The organism is Aquisalimonas lutea (assembly GCF_030409225.1).
Classification (GTDB): domain Bacteria; phylum Pseudomonadota; class Gammaproteobacteria; order Nitrococcales; family Aquisalimonadaceae; genus Aquisalimonas; species Aquisalimonas lutea.
The window spans coordinates 73,192-92,085 of record NZ_JAUFPK010000001.1; the positions used below are offsets into that span (position 1 = coordinate 73,192).

19 protein-coding genes are annotated in these 18,894 nt (G+C 70.9%); 9 read left to right on the top strand and 10 right to left on the bottom strand.

Features of this window, described 5'->3' with window-relative positions:
• Window positions 1–3: 3 nt before the first annotated feature.
• The 7 genes from QWY84_RS00345 to QWY84_RS00375 all read left to right on the top strand — a co-directional run bounded on the left by QWY84_RS00345 (window position 4) and on the right by QWY84_RS00375 (window position 6,354).
• Window positions 4–1,320: a peptidylprolyl isomerase gene (locus QWY84_RS00345; RefSeq protein ID WP_290200389.1), complete on the top strand. Its 1,317-nt coding sequence runs from the start codon at window positions 4–6 to the stop codon at window positions 1,318–1,320.
• The gene (gene pdxA, locus QWY84_RS00350; RefSeq protein WP_290200390.1) at window positions 1,317–2,342 is read left to right on the top strand and encodes a 4-hydroxythreonine-4-phosphate dehydrogenase PdxA; all 1,026 of its coding nucleotides are present in this window, start codon (window positions 1,317–1,319) and stop codon (window positions 2,340–2,342) included. Before QWY84_RS00345 ends, pdxA begins: the two co-directional genes overlap by 4 nt.
• Window positions 2,339–3,130, top strand: coding sequence for a 16S rRNA (adenine(1518)-N(6)/adenine(1519)-N(6))-dimethyltransferase RsmA (gene rsmA, locus QWY84_RS00355; RefSeq protein WP_290200391.1), 792 nt, complete (start codon window positions 2,339–2,341; stop codon window positions 3,128–3,130). Before pdxA ends, rsmA begins: the two co-directional genes overlap by 4 nt.
• Window positions 3,131–3,182: 52 nt before the next feature.
• Window positions 3,183–3,617 carry a universal stress protein gene (locus tag QWY84_RS00360; protein WP_290200392.1) on the top strand — a complete coding sequence of 145 codons (435 nt, stop codon included), beginning with the start codon at window positions 3,183–3,185 and terminating at the stop codon, window positions 3,615–3,617.
• A 363-nt stretch (window positions 3,618–3,980) separates the two neighbouring features.
• Window positions 3,981–5,084 carry a transaldolase gene (gene tal, locus QWY84_RS00365; protein ID WP_290200393.1) on the top strand — a complete coding sequence of 368 codons (1,104 nt, stop codon included), beginning with the start codon at window positions 3,981–3,983 and terminating at the stop codon, window positions 5,082–5,084.
• A gap of 23 nt (window positions 5,085–5,107) precedes the next feature.
• A complete protein-coding gene (apaG, locus tag QWY84_RS00370) occupies window positions 5,108–5,497 on the top strand; it encodes a Co2+/Mg2+ efflux facilitator ApaG/CorD (RefSeq protein ID WP_435372967.1) in 390 nt (129 codons plus the stop codon).
• A 14-nt stretch (window positions 5,498–5,511) separates the two neighbouring features.
• The gene (locus QWY84_RS00375; RefSeq protein WP_290200394.1) at window positions 5,512–6,354 is read left to right on the top strand and encodes a symmetrical bis(5'-nucleosyl)-tetraphosphatase; all 843 of its coding nucleotides are present in this window, start codon (window positions 5,512–5,514) and stop codon (window positions 6,352–6,354) included.
• Between the two features lie 30 nt (window positions 6,355–6,384).
• Here QWY84_RS00375 and ampE read toward each other — a convergent pair whose 3' ends face one another.
• A complete protein-coding gene (gene ampE / locus QWY84_RS00380) occupies window positions 6,385–7,260 on the bottom strand; it encodes a regulatory signaling modulator protein AmpE (RefSeq protein ID WP_290200395.1) in 876 nt (291 codons plus the stop codon).
• Between the two features lie 16 nt (window positions 7,261–7,276).
• A complete protein-coding gene (gene ampD, locus QWY84_RS00385; RefSeq protein WP_290202655.1) occupies window positions 7,277–7,840 on the bottom strand; it encodes a 1,6-anhydro-N-acetylmuramyl-L-alanine amidase AmpD in 564 nt (187 codons plus the stop codon).
• A 110-nt stretch (window positions 7,841–7,950) separates the two neighbouring features.
• On the opposite strand from ampD, the gene QWY84_RS00390 reads away from it, so the two are divergent.
• Together QWY84_RS00390 and QWY84_RS00395 are read left to right on the top strand one after the other, a co-directional pair.
• Window positions 7,951–10,008, top strand: a complete 2,058-nt coding sequence (locus QWY84_RS00390; protein ID WP_290200397.1) for a thioredoxin domain-containing protein — start codon at window positions 7,951–7,953, stop codon at window positions 10,006–10,008.
• Between the two features lie 53 nt (window positions 10,009–10,061).
• Window positions 10,062–10,913 carry an HDOD domain-containing protein gene (locus tag QWY84_RS00395; RefSeq protein WP_290200399.1) on the top strand — a complete coding sequence of 284 codons (852 nt, stop codon included), beginning with the start codon at window positions 10,062–10,064 and terminating at the stop codon, window positions 10,911–10,913.
• Here QWY84_RS00395 and purD read toward each other — a convergent pair.
• The 8 genes from purD to QWY84_RS00435 form a co-directional block, all read right to left on the bottom strand.
• Window positions 10,886–12,193 carry a phosphoribosylamine--glycine ligase gene (purD, locus tag QWY84_RS00400; protein WP_290200401.1) on the bottom strand — a complete coding sequence of 436 codons (1,308 nt, stop codon included), beginning with the start codon at window positions 12,191–12,193 and terminating at the stop codon, window positions 10,886–10,888. The genes QWY84_RS00395 and purD overlap by 28 nt on opposite strands.
• Window positions 12,194–12,217: 24 nt before the next feature.
• Window positions 12,218–13,798 carry a bifunctional phosphoribosylaminoimidazolecarboxamide formyltransferase/IMP cyclohydrolase gene (purH, locus tag QWY84_RS00405; RefSeq protein ID WP_290200402.1) on the bottom strand — a complete coding sequence of 527 codons (1,581 nt, stop codon included), beginning with the start codon at window positions 13,796–13,798 and terminating at the stop codon, window positions 12,218–12,220.
• A 51-nt stretch (window positions 13,799–13,849) separates the two neighbouring features.
• Entirely contained in the window at window positions 13,850–14,128 is a 279-nt protein-coding gene (gene fis, locus QWY84_RS00410) for a DNA-binding transcriptional regulator Fis (RefSeq protein ID WP_290200403.1), read from the bottom strand.
• A 139-nt stretch (window positions 14,129–14,267) separates the two neighbouring features.
• Entirely contained in the window at window positions 14,268–15,326 is a 1,059-nt protein-coding gene (locus QWY84_RS00415) for a zinc-ribbon and DUF3426 domain-containing protein (RefSeq protein ID WP_290200404.1), read from the bottom strand.
• Window positions 15,327–15,395: 69 nt separating this feature from the next.
• Entirely contained in the window at window positions 15,396–16,280 is an 885-nt protein-coding gene (prmA, locus tag QWY84_RS00420; RefSeq protein ID WP_290200405.1) for a 50S ribosomal protein L11 methyltransferase, read from the bottom strand.
• Between the two features lie 9 nt (window positions 16,281–16,289).
• Window positions 16,290–16,634: a hypothetical protein gene (locus QWY84_RS00425; protein WP_290200407.1), complete on the bottom strand. Its 345-nt coding sequence runs from the start codon at window positions 16,632–16,634 to the stop codon at window positions 16,290–16,292.
• Window positions 16,635–16,830: 196 nt separating this feature from the next.
• Entirely contained in the window at window positions 16,831–17,364 is a 534-nt protein-coding gene (gene ppa, locus QWY84_RS00430; protein WP_290200408.1) for an inorganic diphosphatase, read from the bottom strand.
• Between the two features lie 60 nt (window positions 17,365–17,424).
• A complete protein-coding gene (locus tag QWY84_RS00435) occupies window positions 17,425–18,687 on the bottom strand; it encodes a 6-phosphofructokinase (RefSeq protein ID WP_290200409.1) in 1,263 nt (420 codons plus the stop codon).
• Window positions 18,688–18,894 lie beyond the last annotated feature (207 nt).

The window sequence follows — 18,894 nt, forward strand, 5'->3', positions numbered from 1 at the left end:
TCGATGTACGGACCAAACGCGATGCACCGGCCCGGGCGGGCCGCGGTCGGCGTGCTGCTGACCCTGGCCCTGGTCCTGGCGAGCACGGCGGCGCCGGCGGCCCAGACGCTGGATCGCATCGTTGCCGTGGTCAACGAGGACGTCATCCTGGAGTCGGAGCTGGAAGCGGAGCTCAATCGCGTGCGTCAGCGCATGCAGTCCCAGAACCGCCGGCCGCCGCCCCGGGACGCCCTGGTGAACCAGGTCATGGATCAGCTCATCATGGAGCGGCTGCAGCTCGCCCAGGCGGAGCGCATGGGCATCACCGTGGATGACAACACGCTCAACGCCGCCGTCCGGCGTATCGCGCAGCAGAACAACATGAACCTGCAGCAGTTCCGCCGGGCGGTCACGCGGCAGGGCATGGATTTCGCCCGCTTCCGCGAGGACCTGCGCCGCGACATCCGCCTGCAGCGGCTGCGGCAGCAGCAGGTCCAGCAGCGCGTGGACATCTCCTCCCGGGACATCGAGGAGTTCCTGGAGAGCCGTGCCGGTCGGGCGGATGACACGGAGTTCCGGGTCTCCCACATCCTCGTCAGCGTGCCCGGCACTGCGGAACCCGAGGCCATCGACGAGGCCCGGTCGCGGGCCGAGGAGCTCATGCAGCGCCTGCGCGAGGGCGACGAGAAGTTCGCCCGCGTGGCGGCGGAGGTCTCCGACGCCGAGGACGCCCTGGAAGGCGGCGACCTCGGCTGGCGGCAGGCGGGCGAGCTCCCCAGCATGTTCCAGGACCAGGTACTGAACCTCAGCCCCGGCGAGCTCGCCGGTCCCATCCGCAGCTCCAGCGGCTTTCACATCGTCAAGCTGGAGGACACCCGGGCGGCGGATCCCGAGATCGTCGAACAGACCCGGGCCCGGCACATCCTGATCCGGCCCAACGAGGTCGTCAGCGACGCCGACGCCCGCGTCCGGCTCGAGGACCTGCGCAACCGCATCCAGCAGGGCGAGTCCTTCGCGGAGCTGGCCCGCGCCCATTCCGACGACCAGGGCACCGCTTCGGAAGGCGGCGACCTCGGCTGGACCAGCCCGGGCGAGCTGGACCCGGATTTCCAGGAGGCCATGGATCAGCTCGCCCCGGGGGAGGTCAGCCAGCCGTTCCGCACCCGCTTCGGCTGGCACATCGTCCAGGTGGAGGAGCGCCGGGAGCACGACAGCACCCAGGAGCGACGCCGGGCCCGGGCCGCGCAGCAGCTGCGCCAGCGCCGCAGCGAGGAGACCGTGCAGTCCTGGCTGCAGCAACTCCGGGATGATGCCTACGTGGACGTCCGGCTGGATCAATGACCATGGATGCCGGGGGATTGCGCATCGCTCTCAGCACCGGCGAGCCGTCCGGGATCGGCCCGGACCTGGCGGTGATGCTGGCGGCTCGCGGCGCCCTGGCCGACACGGTGGTCATCGGCGACCCGGAGGTCCTGACGGCCCGCGCCCGGCAACTGGGCGTGACACTGCCGCCGATCCGCCGCGTGGCAGCCGGGCACGACCCCGGCGCGCACGACGGGCTGGCCGTGCTGCCCGTGCCGGTGGCCGAAGCCGTCACGCCGGGCCGCCTGGACCCCGGCAATGCCCCGGCGGTCGTGGAGATGCTGCGCGTCGCCTGCGACGGCGCCGTGGCCGGCGACTTCGACGCCATCGTCACGGCCCCGGTGCACAAGGGCGTGATCAACGAGGCGGGCGTGCGGTTCACCGGCCACACGGAGTACTTCGCCGAGCGCACCGGCGCTGCGGTTCCCGTCATGATGCTGACGGCCGGATCGCTGCGGGTTGCCCTGGTCACCACGCACCTGCCCCTGCGGGAGGTGGCCGATGCCGTCACCGCCGGGCGCCTGGAGCAGGTCGCCCGCGTGCTGGCCCGGGACCTGCGCACCAAGTACGGCCTGGACCGGCCGCGCATCCTGGTCAGCGGCCTCAACCCGCACGCCGGCGAGGGCGGCCACCTCGGCCACGAGGAGCAGACGATCATTACGCCGGTTCTGGAGAGCCTGCGGCGGGAAGGCCTGGATCTCCGCGGCCCATTGCCCGCCGATACCCTGTTCACGCCCGACGCGCTGGCCGGGGCCGATGCCGTGCTGACCATGTACCACGACCAGGGGTTGCCGGTGCTCAAGCACGCCGGCTTCGGCAGCGCCGTCAACGTCACCCTGGGCCTGCCCATCATCAGAACGTCCGTGGACCACGGTACCGCCCTGGACCGCGCGGGCACCGGGGAGGTGCATACCGGCAGCCTGGACGCCGCCCTCGCGCTGGCCCGCGAGCTGGTCCGGCGCTCCGGGACCCGCACCGGAAGCGCGGCCCGGCCGTCATGAAGAGCGGTCACCGGCCGCGCAAGCGGTTCGGCCAGAACTTCCTCCACGACCCCGCGATCATCCGGCGCATCGTCGGCGCCATCGCGCCGCAACCGGGCGACGCCCTGGTGGAGATCGGCCCCGGCCAGGGCGCCCTGACCGCTCCCTTGCTGCGCGCCGCGGGACGGCTGGAAGCCATCGAGATGGACCGCGACCTAGTCGCGCCCCTGCAGGAATCCCTGGCCCCACTGGGCGAGCTCGTCGTGCACCAGGCGGACGCGCTGGAAGCGGACCTGGGCCGCTTCCACGACGGCCGTGCCCTGCGCGTGGTCGGCAACCTGCCGTACAACATCTCCACGCCGCTGCTGTTCCACCTGTTCGGCCAGGCGCACCGGATCCGGGACATGCACTTCATGCTGCAGCGGGAGGTCGTCGACCGCATGGTCGCCTCCCCGGGCAGCCGGACCTACGGGCGGCTGTCCGTGATGACCGCCTACCACTGCCGCGCCGAGCGCCTGTTCACGGTGGCCCCGGGGGCATTCCGCCCCGCCCCGGCGGTAGAATCGGCCATTGTCCGCCTGGTTCCCCGCGCCGGGGCCGTGGATGACCCCGTCGCCGCGGAACGGCTGGCCCGGGTGGTCACGCAGGCGTTCGGGCAGCGGCGCAAGACGCTGCGGAACACCCTGCGCGGGCTGCTGACGGAGGACGATCTGCGCGCCTGCGGGGTCGATCCCGGCCAGCGGGCCGAGCAGCTGGATCTGGCCGCATTCCGGCGCCTGGCCGGGCGACTCTCGCATTGCGCCGAATAGCGGCCCTATACTGGTTCACGAACGCGCCGGAGCGCAGCCGGGAGGCCGAGCCGTGACACCCTACAACACCATCCTGCTGGCCGTGGACTTCACCCCGGATGCCAGCCTGATCGCGGACCGCGCCCGCCGCCTGGCCCACGCCAGCGATGCGCACCTGCACCTGATCCATGTCGTCGAGCACATCCCCATCGACGCCGCCGGCGAGTTCATGGGCCCGCCGCAGACGGACCTGCACGAGGAGATGATCGAAACCGCCCGGGAACGCCTGCGTGACTATGCCCGTGCCGAAGGCCTGGAGCACGCCGCGCGGCACGTCGCTGCCGGCTATACCAAGCAGGAGATCCTGGTGCACGCCGAGACCATCGCTGCCGACCTGATCGTCGTCGGCAGCCACGGACGCCACGGCCTGGCCCTGCTGCTCGGCTCCACGGCCAACGCCGTCCTCCACGGCGCGCCGTGCGACGTCCTCGCCGTCCGGCTGTACTGAACCGTGCCTACAGCGACGTGACGATGACCGCCACCACGACGGCAACGGCCAGCACCAGGAGCGGATCCGGCCTGCGGAAACGTGAACGATGCCTTGACATGATCGAATCAACCTTCTCGCCTTGTCCGGTCCGTAGTGGGAGCCGGTCAAAGGTTCTTCTGTTTGTTGTTGTGTTCATGCACTGAGAGTACGGCATGCAGCAAGCCGCAGATCATTGATTATTCCAGATTTTACCCCGGCTTACCAGCCACTCGGGGCGCTACCGGGACCCGCGCCCTTTTTGGGGGGACCGCGAACCGTTAGACTAGAGGGCTCCGAAGAGGCCGCCCGGACGTCCGGGCAAGCAAGGCGAGAGCGTTCCCCATGAGTACGAACCCCCTGAAGACCCTCGGTCAGCTGGGCCAGAGCGTCTGGTATGACAACATTCACCGGGACATGCTGGAACGTGGCGACCTGGCGCGCCTGGTCAGCGAGGACGACCTGCGCGGCGTCACCTCGAACCCGACCATCTTCGACAAGGCCATCTCCGGCGGCGACACGTACGACCGGGCCATTGCCGACCTGCTCCGGGACGAGCCGTCCCTGTCCTCGGCGGAGCTGTTCAATCACCTGGCCATCGCGGATATCCAGGCGGCCGCGGACGTCCTGTTCCCGGTCTACGAGCGCACCGACGGCGTTGACGGCATGGTCAGCATGGAGGTGTCCCCGGAGCTCGCCCACGACACCGAGGGCACCGTGGCCGAGGCGAGGCGCCTGTGGGCCTGGATGGACCGGCCCAACGTCATGGTCAAGGTACCGGCGACCGCCGCCGGCGTGCCGGCCATCGAGACGCTGATCGCCGAGGGCGTCAACGTCAATGTCACCCTGCTGTTCTCCCTGGATCGCTACCGCGAGGTGGTGGACGCCTACCTGGCCGGGCTGCAGCAGCGCGCCCGCCGCGGCGAGGCGGTGGCGGGCGTGCGCTCGGTGGCGAGCTTCTTCGTCAGCCGCGTGGACAGCGCCGTGGACCCTCTTCTGGACGATTCACATGCGGAGCTCCGGGGCGCGGCCGCCATCGCCAATGCCCGCTGCGCCTACGCGCACTTCCAGGACGTCTTCGACGGCAGCCGCTTCGACGACCTCCGGGCGCTGGGCGCCCGCGAGCAGCGCCTGCTGTGGGCGAGCACCGGCACCAAGAACCCGGACTACAGCGATGTCCTGTACGTGGAGGCGCTCATCGGCGACCGCACGGTGAACACCCTGCCGCCGGCCACCTACGATGCCTACAAGGATCACGGCGACCCCCGTGCGCGCATCCAGGACGGGATGGACCAGGCGGCGGCCGTGCTCGAGCGCATCGAGCGCGCCGGCATCGATCTCGCGGAGATCACCGCGACGCTGGAACGCGACGGCGTGCAGGCGTTCCTGGACTCCTACACCAATCTCCTCCGGAGCCTGGACGAAAAGGCGAAGGCGCTGGCCGCGTGAAGCGGCAAGGGACCGACACAACGATGACAATGACCGAAAGCACGCGCTACAGCATCGAAGTGGATGTCGAGCCGGCCTATCTGGACGAGGAGTCCGAGCCGGAGGAAGACCGGTTCGTGTTCAGCTACACCATCACCATCCGCAACGTCGGCGACGTCCCGGCACGGCTGATCAGCCGCCACTGGGTCATCACCAACGCCAACGGCGAGGAGCGGGAGGTGCGCGGCGACGGCGTCGTCGGCGAGCAGCCGCACCTGGAGCCCGGCAAGGGCTTTCGCTATACCAGCGGCGCCATGCTGGAGACGCCCGTGGGAAGCATGCACGGCAGCTATGAGCTGCTGGCCGACGACGGGGTCACGTTCACGGCGGAGATCCCCGCGTTCACGCTGGCCGGCCCACGGACACTCCACTGACGCGCGGACACACCGTGGCTATCTACTGCATCGGCGACATCCAGGGGTGCAACACCGAGCTCCAGCGGCTCCTGGCGCAGCTGCGGTTCGACCCGGCCCGGGACTGCATCTGGTTCGTCGGCGACATCGTCAACCGGGGTCCGGAATCGCTGGACGCCCTGCGGTTCGTGCACTCCCTGGGTGACAGTGCCATCACCATCCTGGGCAATCACGACATTCATCTGCTGGCGGCCTGGCGGGGCTACGCGACGCTCAAGCCCGCGGACACGCTCCAGGAGGTGCTGGATGCGCCCGACTGCGAGGAGCTGCTGCACTGGCTGCGGCGGCAGCCGCTGATGCACGAGGACCGGGACCTGGGCTACGCCATGCTGCACGCCGGTCTCTATCCCGGCTGGAGCCTGGCGGACGCCCGTTCCCTGGCGCCGGAGGCCGAGGACGCCCTGCGCGCCCCCGAGGACGCGTTCGACGCGTTCATGGCGAACCTGTACGGCGATCAGCCCGACCGCTGGTCGCCGGAGCTCGCCGGGTGGGACCGCCTGCGCTTCATCATCAATGCGTTCACGCGCATGCGCTACTGCGATGCGGAGAAGCGCATGCTCATGGATTACAAGGGCGCGCCGGACACGCGCCCGGAAGGCTACTGGCCGTGGTTCGCCGTGCCGGGGCGTCGACCCGCCGGGGAACCCCTGACCATTGTCAGCGGCCACTGGTCCACCCTGGGGTTCGAGGAAGGCGACGATTTCATCGCCCTGGACACCGGCTGCCTGTGGGGCGGCGAGCTCACCGCGCTGCGTCTCGACGGCCCGCGGGAGCGAGTCGCCTGCAAGTGTCACGGTGCACTGACGCCGGGCGCGTGATGGCCGTTCGGGCGGGGTGCCGCGCCCGGATCAGGCCAGCCAGCCGGTCAGGGTCAGCAGGGCGATGGCGACCAGCCAGACGACCAGGGTACGGAACAGCAGCTGCCGCGCCTCCTTCACCCAGCGTTCGGGCTCATCCAGGGCGCCGCCGTGCTCCGGGAAACGCAGGGCGCCGAACCCGGCGCCCCAGAGCACGGCCCGGTGGCTGTCGCCCTCGGTGGCACGGGCCAGCTGCCATCCCCGCCAGGCATCGCTGAGGCTCCCGGCGAGCCCCAGGGCCAGGGCCGTCAGCCGCGCCGGAATCCAGGCCAGGACCACGAACACCCGCCGGGCACTGCGCCGGAACCGCGGGCCGGGATTGGCGGCCCGGGCGCCGTAGCGCCACGCCAGGTAGCTGACCCGGTAGAGCACGATCCCCACCGGCCCCAGCACCAGAAACCAGAAGACGGGGGCGAAGACGGTATCGCCGGCCCTCTGGAACGCCCCCGCCAGGGCCGTGCGGACCTGCCCGTCTACGTCCCGGGGCACGACCACCCCCGGTGCCAGCCTCCCCGCTTCCCGGGCGGCCGCGACGCCGTCACCCCCGGCCAGGGCCCGGTCGAGGCGCTCCAGGGAACGGTCGATGCGCCCCTCGCCCAGGGCCCAGAGCAGCAGCACGAGCCCCAGCCCGAGCTGCGGGATCCCCATGAGAACGCCGGCCAGGAGCCACTGCGCCAGGGCCACCAGGGCCACCGGCGGCAGCATCACCAGGATCAGCCCCACGGGACTGTCCCAGATCCGCGCCTGCGCCAGCCTGCCGTGCAGCCGACCCAGGCTCCCGAGCTGCCGCTGCTCGTCCCTCCAGGGGGCATGCCCGTCGATCCGGCCGTGCAGCCAGAGGGCCACGAGAATGGTGATCAGATGCATGGTCGCTGCCCCCGCGTCAGTCGTCCCCCCGCCCGGCAAGCCCTCGCCACAGGCGCTGCCAGTCGAATGCCGGGCCAGGGTCCGTCTTGCGCCCGGGGGCGATGTCGCAGTGCCCCACGATCCGGTCCGGCCCGAGATCAGGATAGGCGGCCATCAGGGCCCGACACAACGGCACCAGGACCGAATACTGGGCCTCGCTGTAGGGATGGTCGTCCGTGCCCTCCAGCTCGATGCCCACGGAGAAGTCATTGCACGCCTCGCGCCCCTGCCAGAAGGACCGTCCGGCATGCCAGGCGCGCCGGTGCAACGGCACGTACTGCACCAGGTCGCCGTCGCGGCGGATGAAAAGATGGGCGCTGACCCGCAGCGCGGCGATCTGTGCGTAGAACGGGTGGGCGGCGGGATCCAGGGTATTGGTGAACAGCGCATCGACGCCCCCGCCGCCGAACACGCCCGGGGGCAGGCTGATGCCGTGGAGCACCACCAGCTCCGGGCGCGCGCCGTCCGGGCGTGCGTCCTGGTTGGGCGAGTGCGCCCGGAGCGCGCCCTGTACGCAGCCACTGGCCACATCCACGCTCAGTCCTGTTCCCGTCGCCACGTCCCGGCTCCCGTGAGGCCCGGCAACGGATGCTACCATGACCGTCAGGCAACCGGGTGACGGCCGTCACCCCGCGATTCCCGGAGTCCCCCATGCAGGCCACACCGCGCAACCGGCTCGCCTCGGCCACCAGCCCGTACCTGCAGCAGCATGCGGGCAACCCGGTGGACTGGTATCCGTGGGGCGACGAAGCCCTGGAACGGGCGCAGCGGGAAGACCGGCCGATCCTGCTGTCCATCGGCTACGCCGCCTGCCACTGGTGCCACGTCATGGCCCACGAGTCCTTCGAGGATGCCGACGTGGCCGAGGTCATGAACCGCCTGTTCGTCAACATCAAGGTGGACCGGGAGCAGCGCCCCGACCTGGACCGCATCTACCAGACCGCGCACCAGCTGCTCACCGGCCGCGGCGGCGGCTGGCCGCTGACGGTGTTCCTGACGCCGGACGACCGGCTGCCCTTTTTCGCCGGCACCTACTTCCCTCGCCATCCGCGCCACGGCCTGCCGGGCTTCCCGGACCTGCTCGAGCGCATCGCCGCCCTGTACCGGCAACGCCGGGAGGAGATCCGGGAGCAGAATCAGCGCGTGCAGGCCGCCTTCGAGCAGGTCAACGCGGCCCCGGGATCGCCGCAGGCCGCCCTGGACGCGACGCCGCTGGACCAGGCCCGGTCCGCCCTGGCAGAGGCCTTCGACTCCCACCGGGGCGGCTTCGGCCAGGCGCCGAAGTTTCCCCAGCCGACGCTGATCGAGTGCCTGTTGCGGGACTACGCCCACGCCCCGGCGGAGCGCCGCGAGTCGCTGCACATGGCCTGCACCACGCTGCGCCGCATGGCCCTGGGCGGGATCTACGACCAGGTCGGCGGCGGCTTCGCTCGCTACGCCGTCGACGACGACTGGATGATCCCGCACTTCGAGAAGATGCTCAGCGACAACGCGCTGCTGCTGGCGCTGTACAGCGATGCCTGGCAGGCCACCGGCGACCACCTGTTCGCACGCATCGCCGGGGAGACCGCCGACTGGGCGCTGCGGGAGATGCGCGACCCGGCCGGCGGCTTCTACAGCGCCCTGGACGCCGACTCCGAAGGCGAGGAGGGGCGCTTCTACCTGTGGACCCCCGACGAGGTCCGGGCGCTGCTCACGCCGGAGGAGTACGCGGTGGTGGCGGCCCGCTTCGGCCTGGACGGCGCGGCCAACTTCGAGGGGCGCTGGCACTTCCACGTGCACGCGTCGCTGTCGGAGCTGGCCAAGTTCCTGCGCCTGCCCGGCGAGACTGTGCGCCAACGCCTGGACAGCGCCCGGCGCAAGCTGTACGCGGCCCGCTGCCAGCGGCCGTGGCCGCTGCGCGACGAGAAGATCCTCACCGGCTGGAACGCCCTCATGATCCGCGGTATGGCGCGGGCCGGACGGCTGCTCCGGCGCGACGACCTGGTGCAGGCGGCGACGCAGGCACTGGCCTTCCTGCGCCGGGAGCTGTGGACCGGCTCGGGCCTTCTGGCCAGCTGGCGGGACGGGCGGGCGGAGCTGCCGGCGTATCTGGACGACCACGCCTTCCTGCTGGATGCCGTCCTGGAGCTGCTCCAGTGCGAATGGGACAGCGAGGCGGCCGATTTCGCCCGGTCGCTGGCGGAGCGGCTGCTGGCGGGCTTCCAGGACCCGGACGGCGGCGGATTCTTCTTCACCGCCCACGACCACGAGGCGCTGCCGACACGCAGCCGGCCGCTGACCGACGACGCCCTGCCCGCGGGCAACGGCGTCGCCGCCCGGGCCCTGCTGGACCTGGGTTGCCTGCTGGGCGAGCCGCGCTACATCGACGCCGGCGAGCGGGCCGTGCGCAGCGCCTGGCCGGCCCTGACACAGCTGCCCCACGCCCATGCCACCCTGCTGGGCGCGCTGGAGCGGGTCCTCCGGCCGCCGAGGCTGATCACGCTCCGCGGCGATCGTGACGCATGTCACGCCTGGCGGGAGGACCTGGAGCGATACTATGAGCCTGGACGCCTAGTGTTCGTCGATCCCGGGGCGGCCGGGTCGCAGGTCCGGGCGCAGCTGTGTCTCGGCACCGTCTGTCAGGCGCCGGTGGAGCAGCTGGAGTCCCTGCGCGACCAGCTCGGCCACCCGCGCACGGGGCCGGAACCGGCACCGCCGGAGAACTGACAGCGACGGTTGCTTCTATACTGCCGGGAATCCCCGGACGGCGGGAGGTCCCCATGACGCCGGATACCATGGTCGCTCGGCTGGACAACCTGGTTTCGTTCCCGGACGCCTACTACCGGGTCGAGCACCTGATCGCCGATCCCTACGCCACCTTCTCGGAGATCGGCGCCGCCCTCAGCGGCGACCCGGCCATGGCGAGCCGCGTCCTGGGCGTGGTCAACAGCGCCTTCTACGGTTTCCCCAGCCGCATCGACTCCATCCCCATGGCGATCACCATCATCGGCACGCGGGGGCTGCGCGACCTGATGCTGGGCATGGCGGTGGCCCGGCAGTTCCGGAACATCGGCACTGATCTGGTGGACATGGAGCGCTTCTGGGAGCACTCCATCTACTGCGGCCTCATGGCCCGGGCCCTGGGGCGGGAGGCGGGCGCGCAGGAGGCGGAGCGGCTGTTCCTGGCAGGGTTGTTCCACGACCTGGGCAAGCTGGTGATCTACCAGGTCGTCCCGGCCGAGGCGGAGGCCATACTGCGGGAGCTCGCCGGCGGCGACCGGCCCCTGCAGGAGCTGGAACGGAGGCGTCTGGGCTGCGACCACGCCGAGGTGGGTCACGAGCTCCTGCGCCGCTGGCAGATGCCGGCCATGCTCCAGGAGGCAGTCGCCTGGCACCACGCACCCGACCGGGCCGCGGAGCATCCGCAGGCGACGGCCCTGGTTCACGTGGCGGATGCCCTGGCCCAGCGCGTGGAATCCGGCTACCGCTTCACCCCCGGGGAAGACGGCGAGGCCGTCCACCCGGCCGCCCGTTCCCTGGCGCCGAAGGACGAGGCGACCCGGGAGCGATTGCGCCTGACGGTGGACCTGGAGACGGTGGAGCTCTACGAGCTGCTGTTCGCCGAGCCCTGATCCCGGCCCACGGCCCGGTAGCCGATATCCCGGCGGAAGTACACGCCGTCCCAGTGGATGCCCTCGGCCAGGGCGTAGGCATTGGCCCGCGCATCGGCGACGCTGTCGCCCAGGGCGCACGCGCACAGCACGCGGCCGCCGCTGGTGACGATGGCGCCGGTCTCGTCCAGCGCCGTGCCGGCGTGGAACACCTTACGTCCCGGCGCCTCCGTCTCCGGCAGGCCGTGGATGACATCCCCCTTGCGGTAGCTGCCCGGGTAGCCGCCGGCGGTCATGACCACGCCCAGGCCCGCCTGCGGCGTCCAGTCGGCGCTGGCGGCATCCAGGCGGCCGTCCAGCGCGGCGTCACACAGCTCGGTGAGGTCCGACTGCAGACGCATGAGCAACGGCTGGGCCTCGGGATCACCCAGCCGGCAGTTGAACTCCAGCACCCGCGGCGTGCCGTCGGGGGTGATCATCAAGCCGGCGTAGAGAAAGCCGGTATACGGCTGCCCCTCGGCGGCCATCCCCGCCACCGTGGGCCGGATGACCTCCTCCATGACCCGCCGGTGCACGGCGTCGGTGACCACCGGCGCCGGCGAGTAGGCGCCCATGCCGCCGGTATTGGGCCCGACGTCGCCCTCGTCGCGGGGCTTGTGGTCCTGGGACGAGGCCAGCGGCAGGGCGTGCTCGCCGTCCACCAGGCAGATGAAGCTGGCTTCCTCGCCTTCCAGGAAATCCTCGATCACCACCCGGGCCCCGGCCTCGCCGAAGACGCTGGCGTCCAGCATGCTGTCCACCGCCGCCAGCGCCTCGTCCACGGTGCCCGCCACGACCACGCCCTTGCCGGCGGCCAGGCCGTCCGCCTTGACCACCAGCGGCGCACCCCGCTCGGTGATGTAGTGATACGCCTCGCCGGGATCGGTGAAGCTGGCATAGCCGGCCGTGGGGATGCCGTGACGCTCCAGGAAGGCCTTGCTGAAGGCCTTGGACCCTTCCAGCTGCGCCGCGGCCATGGTCGGCCCGAAGCAGCGCAGCCCCGCCTCGCGGAACGCATCCACCACGCCCACGACCAGTGGCGCCTCCGGGCCGACGATGGTCAGCCCCACGTCGTAGTCCCGTGCCAGGGCGACCAGCGCCGGCACGTCCTCGGCGCCCACCTGGACATTGACGCATTTCGGCTCGCCGGCCGTACCGGCATTGCCGGGAGCCACGTAGACGGTGTCCACGCGCGGCGAGCGGGCCGCCGACCAGGCCAGCGCATGCTCGCGTCCGCCGCCGCCGATAATCAGTACGTTCATGGTGACTGCACCCAACGCTGCCTGTCAGTGCCGGAAATGGCGCATGCCGGTGAAGACCATGGCCATGCCGTGCTCGTCCGCCGCCGCGATGACCTCGTCGTCGCGTACCGATCCGCCCGGCTGGATCACCGCCCGGATGCCGGCCTCGGCGGCCTGGTCGATGCCGTCCCGGAACGGGAAGAAGGCGTCCGAGGCCATCACCGCCCCGGCGACCTCCAGCCCGGCATCGATGGCCTTGTCCCGTGCCAGGCGCGCGCTCCACACCCGCGACATCTGGCCGGCGCCGATGCCGATGGTACCGCCGTCGCGCCCGTATACGATGGCATTGGACTTGACGAAGCGCACCACCTCCCAGACGAAGCGCAGATCCCGCAGCGTCTGCGCATCGGGCTGCACAGTGGTGACCACGCGCAGGTCGGCATCGGCGACGAAGCCGATGTCGCTGTCCTGCACCAGCAGGCCGCCGGTGACCCGCTTGTAGTCCGCCTGCCCCTGGCGCTGCCCGTGCCACTCGCCGCACACCAGCAGACGCACGTTGCGGCGGGCGGCGACGATCTCCGGCACGCCGTCGGCCACCGCGGGCGCGATGATCACCTCGACGAACTGGCGCTCGACGATGGCATGCGCGGTGGCCGCATCCAGGGTCCGGTTCACGGCGATGATGCCGCCGAACGCCGATACCGGGTCGCACGCGAAGGCGCGCTCGTAGGCGCGGGCCAGATCCCCCGCTTCGGCGGCGCCGCACGGATTGGCGTGCTTGACGATCACGCAGGCCGGATCCCGGAAGCGCTTGACGCACTCCAGGGCCGCGTCGGTGTCGGCGACGTTGTTGAACGACAGCTCCTTGCCCTGGAGCTGGCGGGCCGTGGCCACGCAGGGCTCGGCGGGCGCCGGCTCGCGGTAGAACGCGGCGCTCTGGTGGGGGTTCTCGCCGTAGCGCATGCTCTGCACCCGCTGGAACTGGAGGTTCAGCGTCCGCGGATAGCCCTCCGGCTGCAGGTCGGCGTTGAGCCGGCCCAGATGGGAGGCGATGGCGCCGTCATAGGCCGCGGTGTGCTCGAAGGCCTTGACCGCCAGCTCCAGGCGCAGGTCGAAGCGCAGGCCCCGCTCGCGCGCGAGCGCCTCCAGGACGCGCGGATAGTCCGCCGGATCGGTCACCACGCCGACGCCGTCGTGATTCTTGGCCGCCGCCCGCAGCATGGCGGGCCCGCCGATGTCGATGTTCTCCACGGCGTCGGCAAAGCTGCTGTCCGGCCGCGCCACCGCCTCCCGGAAAGGATAGAGATTCACCACCAGGAGATCGATGGGCTCGATGCCGTGCTCCGCCATGACGGCATCGTCGATGCCCCGACGTCCGAGCAGGCCGCCGTGCACGGCGGGATGGAGGGTCTTCACCCGTCCGGCCATGATCTCGGGAAACCCGGTCAGGTCCTCGACCTCGCGCACCGCCAGGCCGTCGTCGCGCAGGGCGCGCGCGGTGCCGCCGGTGGAGATCAGCTCGATGCCGTGCCCGGCCAGGGCACGGGCGAGATCAACGATCCCCGTCTTGTCGGAGACACTGATCAGGGCGCGGCGCACGGGGCGCAGACCGGCGGTGGCAGTCATGGTGAACGGGATCCTCGGTTGGTCAGGGTCGGCATGTTCCCCCGGGAGCGGTCAGGTGCGGATATCGTACTGCAGCAGCTTCTTGCGCAGGGTGCCGCGGTTCAGGCCCAGAAGGCGGGCAGCGCGGGTCTGGTTGCCCTGGCAGTGGTCCAGCACCGCCCGCAGCAGCGGCGGCTCCACCTGGGACAGCACGAGATCGTGGAGATCGCTGCAGTCGTGCCCGTCCAGCTGGTACAGGTACTCGCGCACGGCCTGGTCCACACACGCCCGGATGGGGCCTACGCCGGTTTCGTCATCGGCCTGCTGCAATCGACTTGCCTGCTCGCTCATGGCGGTTGTCATCCTGGATCACGGCTGTGGACTGCCGGACATGCACCGGAGTGGAGAGGGCCGGCATGATACCCCAAAGGCGGCGCCCGGGAAACGCCGCGCCCGACTCGTCCGGGGGCCTGGAGCCCGTTACGGGGACCTAGCGCAGGTCGAAGATGTACTGCCGTGCGCCCGTGCCCGGATCCTCGAGGACCAGCCGCACCCGGCTCGTCGCCCCGGGTGCCATGCCCGCCGTCCAGTCGCGCCGTCCCGCCCCGTCGCCGAGATAGTCCTCGGGGTGGAACCAGCGCTCCCCCGAAATATTCTGGTTATTATCCAGAAGTGACAGCTGAAGCAAAGGGTACGGTTGCCGGAAGGAGGCATCATTGACCAGCGCAGCGGTCGCGACCAGGGCGCCGGGGATCTCCGGATGCTCGGTCACCCGTCCCCGAACCAGGCGAATGGCGTCGACATCCCGCATCAGCGGCAGCTCGCAGCCGGCGACGCTGCACATCGCCTCCAGCCAGGGGCGCCAGCGCGCGTCGCCGGCGAGATCGTCGCGCATGACATAGGCGGCCTGGAGCCCCAGCGTCGCCGTCAGCAGGACGATCCCCGCCAGCCAGCCGTACCGCCGTGACCGGCGCGCCGGTGCAGCCGGCGGCGCACTCTCGATCTCCATGCGGGAGAGATCGTGCCAGTCCGCCGCCAGGCCGGCCCCCATGGCCACCCCGGGGTCCGGCTCGGGCACGCCCGCGGGTCCGGCCTCGGGGGCGTCCGCCGCGGCTGCGGCAGCATCTGCTTGCACCGGTGCATGCGCCGACGCGTCGGCCCGGTGGCCCGCGCCCGCGCTCGGTTCGGGGGCAGCCGCCGCTGACCCCGGCGATGCCGCCGGCGACCGGGACGCGGACGAGCGCCCGGAATGCCCGGGGATCACCGGAACCGGCCCGGAGAGCCAGTCGATCTGGCGCCGGCGGGGGGCCGCGGCAGGCTCGGGTTCGGACTCGGGTTCGGACTCCGGCTCCGGCTCCGGTTCCGGTTCCGGTTCCGGTTCCGGTTCCGGCAACAAGGCTGCCATGGCCTCGGGGAGCGCGGTCGCCAGGCGGCGGCGGGCGTCGAAGGCCCGCAGGCAGTAGCCGCAGCACACCACCCCGTCCGCGCAGGCGAGTTCCTGCTCGCTCACCCGGAAAACGGTGGCACAGGTGGGGCACTGGGTGTACATGGCTGCGTCCGGCGGCCGCCTCGTCAGGGTTGCATTGTCGGGACGCCCGTACGGACTGTAAAGAAGAACTCAGGCGCCCCGCCGGACGCCGGCGAGAAGGGTCCAGCCGTCCCGGAAGCGCGGGCGCTGGAAGTCGACGAACTCGCGGTAGGCTTCCTCGACGGTCCCGGCCTGCTGCTCCATGATGCCGGACAGGGCCACCTGCCCTCCGGGCCGCACCAGGGCCATCAGCCGGGGCACCAGGTCGATGAGAATCCCCGAGAGGATGTTGGCGACCAGCACGTCGGCCACCGGCGGGTCCGCTTCCTCGTTGTCACGCAGGTGCAGGCGGGACTCGACCCCGTTGCGCCGGGCATTCTCCCGGCTGGCGACCAGGGCCTGGCGGTCGTTGTCCACGCCGTGGGCCTCGCCGGCGCCGAGAAGCAGCGCGGCCACGGCGAGGACGCCGGACCCGCAGCCGTAGTCGAGCACCCGCCGGCCGGCGACGTTCTGCTGATCCAGCCACTCCAGGCACAGCGCCGTGGTGGGATGCGTTCCCGTGCCGAAGGCCAGGCCCGGGTCCAGGCGGATGTTGACGGCCCGGGGATCCGGCGGCTGATGCGTGCTGGGGCAGACCCAGAGGCGCTGGCCGAAGCGCATGGGCTCGAAGGTGTCCATCCACGCCCGCTCCCAGTCCTGGTCGGGGATGGTTTCCTCGTGCCAGCCGGCGAGCACGTCCGGGCCCAGGGCTTGCTCCAGGGCGGTGCGGATCCCGGGCACGTCCACATCACCATCGAACAGGGCCAGCATGACCACCTGCTCCCACAGCGGGCTGCTGCCGGGATCGGGTTCCAGGATCGGCTCACCGCCGGAGTCCTGCAGGGTGACGGAGTACGCCCCCTGGTCGACGAGCACGGTCTCGGCGCGCGCGCACGCGGCTGCCGGCAACGTGCAGCGGATCTGACGGTGATGCATCGGGAATCCCTACCGGGTCTCGTTCTCGCCGCGGGCGACCAGCTCGGCCGCCTGCGCCCGGGTGAAGAACTCGCCCTCGCGCTCGAAACCGGCTTCCAGGGTCGGCTTGACACAGACAACCTGCCCGCCCGTGCCGCGCTCGGTAACCACTTCAGCGGGCAGGCCGTCCAGGCAGTGGAAGGGGCAGGGGGACCCGCTCGCATTCAGGGACGGATAGATCGCCCCGGTCTCGCCGTCCTTGAACGCCGGCCGAAACCCGAAGCACCGGTTGTGCTGGCTGACGCCGCCGGTGGCCCCGTAGGCCTGGTTCTCCCGCTCAAGACGCCGCTTGCCCATGACCCCTGCCGTCGCCATGAAGCCAACTCCGTCCGCCTGTTTGTCGCACGCGTGTGCCACCTTCCGGCCGCGCCTCGGCGCGGCATGCTGCACTGCATCGAGGCCCGATTATAGGCCGGCTGCAGGCCATGTCCACCCCTGCGGAACCGTGTTCTGCAGGTCGGCAGCCCCATGGCACCACAGCCGGGCGCCAAATGCACGCGTCGCCGCGGATTCAGCCCTCGCGCTGGTAGCGATCGACGGCGTCGCGGAGCTCCTGGCGGGCGGCCTCGGCCCCCTTCCAGCCATCGACGCGCACCCACTTGCCCTTCTCGAGGTCCTTGTAATGCTCGAAGAAGTGGCCGATCTGCTCCAGCAGCATGGGCGGCAGATCCTCGGGCTCGTGCACCCGGTCGTAGAGGGGCGTCAGCTTGCTCACCGGCACGGCGACGATCTTGGCATCCTCGCCGGCCTCGTCGGTCATCTCCAGCACGCCCACGGGGCGGCAGCGGATCACCGAGCCGGGGACCAGGCCGAACGGAGCGATCACCAGGACATCCGCCGGGTCACCGTCACCGCAGAGCGTATGGGGCACGTAGCCGTAGTTGCACGGGTAGTGCATGGCGGTGAACATGAAGCGGTCCACCTGCAGGGCGCCGCTGTCCTTGTCCACCTCGTACTTGACCGGATCCGCGTTCTGCGGGATCTCGATGATCACGTTGATATCGTCGGGCACGGACTTGCCGACCGGGATGTTGTCCACGTTCATGGGTGCACCTCTCTTCGTTGCCAGTAACTGAATTCCGGGATTGCCGCCGGGCGGCCCGCCCTACACGTCGAAACCGGTGCCCAGCACCCGCGGCACGGATACGTTCTTGAGCGTCACGTAGGCGGGCAGCCCGTCCCGGTAGGGCGGGTAGTCCTCGCCCTGGATCAGGGGCGTCAGGTAGCGCCGGCACGCCTCCGTGATGCCGAAGCCGTCCTCGGTAATGTAGTGCGCCGGGACCTTGCGTTCCACGTTGGCGACCTGCGCCAGGGGCACGGTGCCGATTTCCCACTGGTAGGGCTCGTCGGCCTTGCGGACGATGGTGGGCATAATGGCGTTGTCGCCGGCGACGGCGCGCTCCACGGCCGCCCGGCCCACGGCGTACGCCTGGTCCACGTCGGTCTTGGAGGCCAGATGCCGCGCGGAGCGCTGCAGGTAGTCCACCACGGCGCAGTGGTGCTTGTAGCCGAGCCGTTCCTTGCACAGATCCGCGATGATGGGGCCGACGCCCCCCAGCTGCGTGTGGCCGAAGGCGTCCTGGCTGCCGCCGTCGGAGATGTACCTGCCGTCGCGGTCCTTGAGCCCCTCGGAGACCACCACCACGCAGAAGCCGAAGCGCTCGACGCTGTCCCGGACCCGGGCCAGGAATGCATCCGGGTCGAAGGTGACTTCCGGAAACAGGATGACATGGGGCGCATCGCCGGTGTGCTCGGCGGCCAGGCCCGAGGCCGCGGCGATCCAGCCCGCGTGCCGGCCCATGACCTCCATGACGAACACCTTGGTGGAGGACTCGGCCATGGAGCGCACGTCCAGCCCCGCCTCCCGGGTGGACACGGCCACGTATTTGGCGGTGGAGCCGAAGCCGGGACAGGTATCCGTCTCGGCGAGATCGTTGTCCACGGTCTTGGGGATGCCGATGCAGGTAATGGGGTAGCCCAGATGCTCGCCCAGCTGCGAGACCTTCTGGGCGGTATCCTGGGAATCGCCGCCGCCGTTGTAGAAGAAGTAGCCGATGTCGTGGGCGGCGAAGACCTCGATCAGGCGCTCGTACTCGGCGCGGTTGTCCTCCAGGCCCTTGAGCTTGTAGCGGCAGGAGCCGAACGCCCCGGCCGGCGTGTAGCGCAGCGCCGCGATGGCCTCGGCGGACTCCTGGCCGGTATCGATCATGTCCTCGCGCAGGGCGCCGATGATGCCGTTGCGCCCGGCGTAGACGTGGCGGATATGGTCGGGGTGCTGTCGTGCCGCCTCGATGACCCCGCAGGCACTGGCATTGAGCACGGAGGTTACGCCGCCGGACTGGGCGTAGAAGGCGTTCTTCGGAGGCATGGGCTGTCCCTCGCTGGGTTGCACTGGTCGCGACCGGACCGTCTTGCCGGGCCCGGGGGCGGCGGCCGCCAGAAAGCGCCGCAAGGATAGCTCAAACCACCCCGTTCCCGAAATCCCGGGCAAGGCGCCGCCCGGACGCTGTTACCGACAACCCGGGCGTACCGCCGGATTCCGGCGCCGTTGCGCGATCCTCCGGGCGCGGGTCCT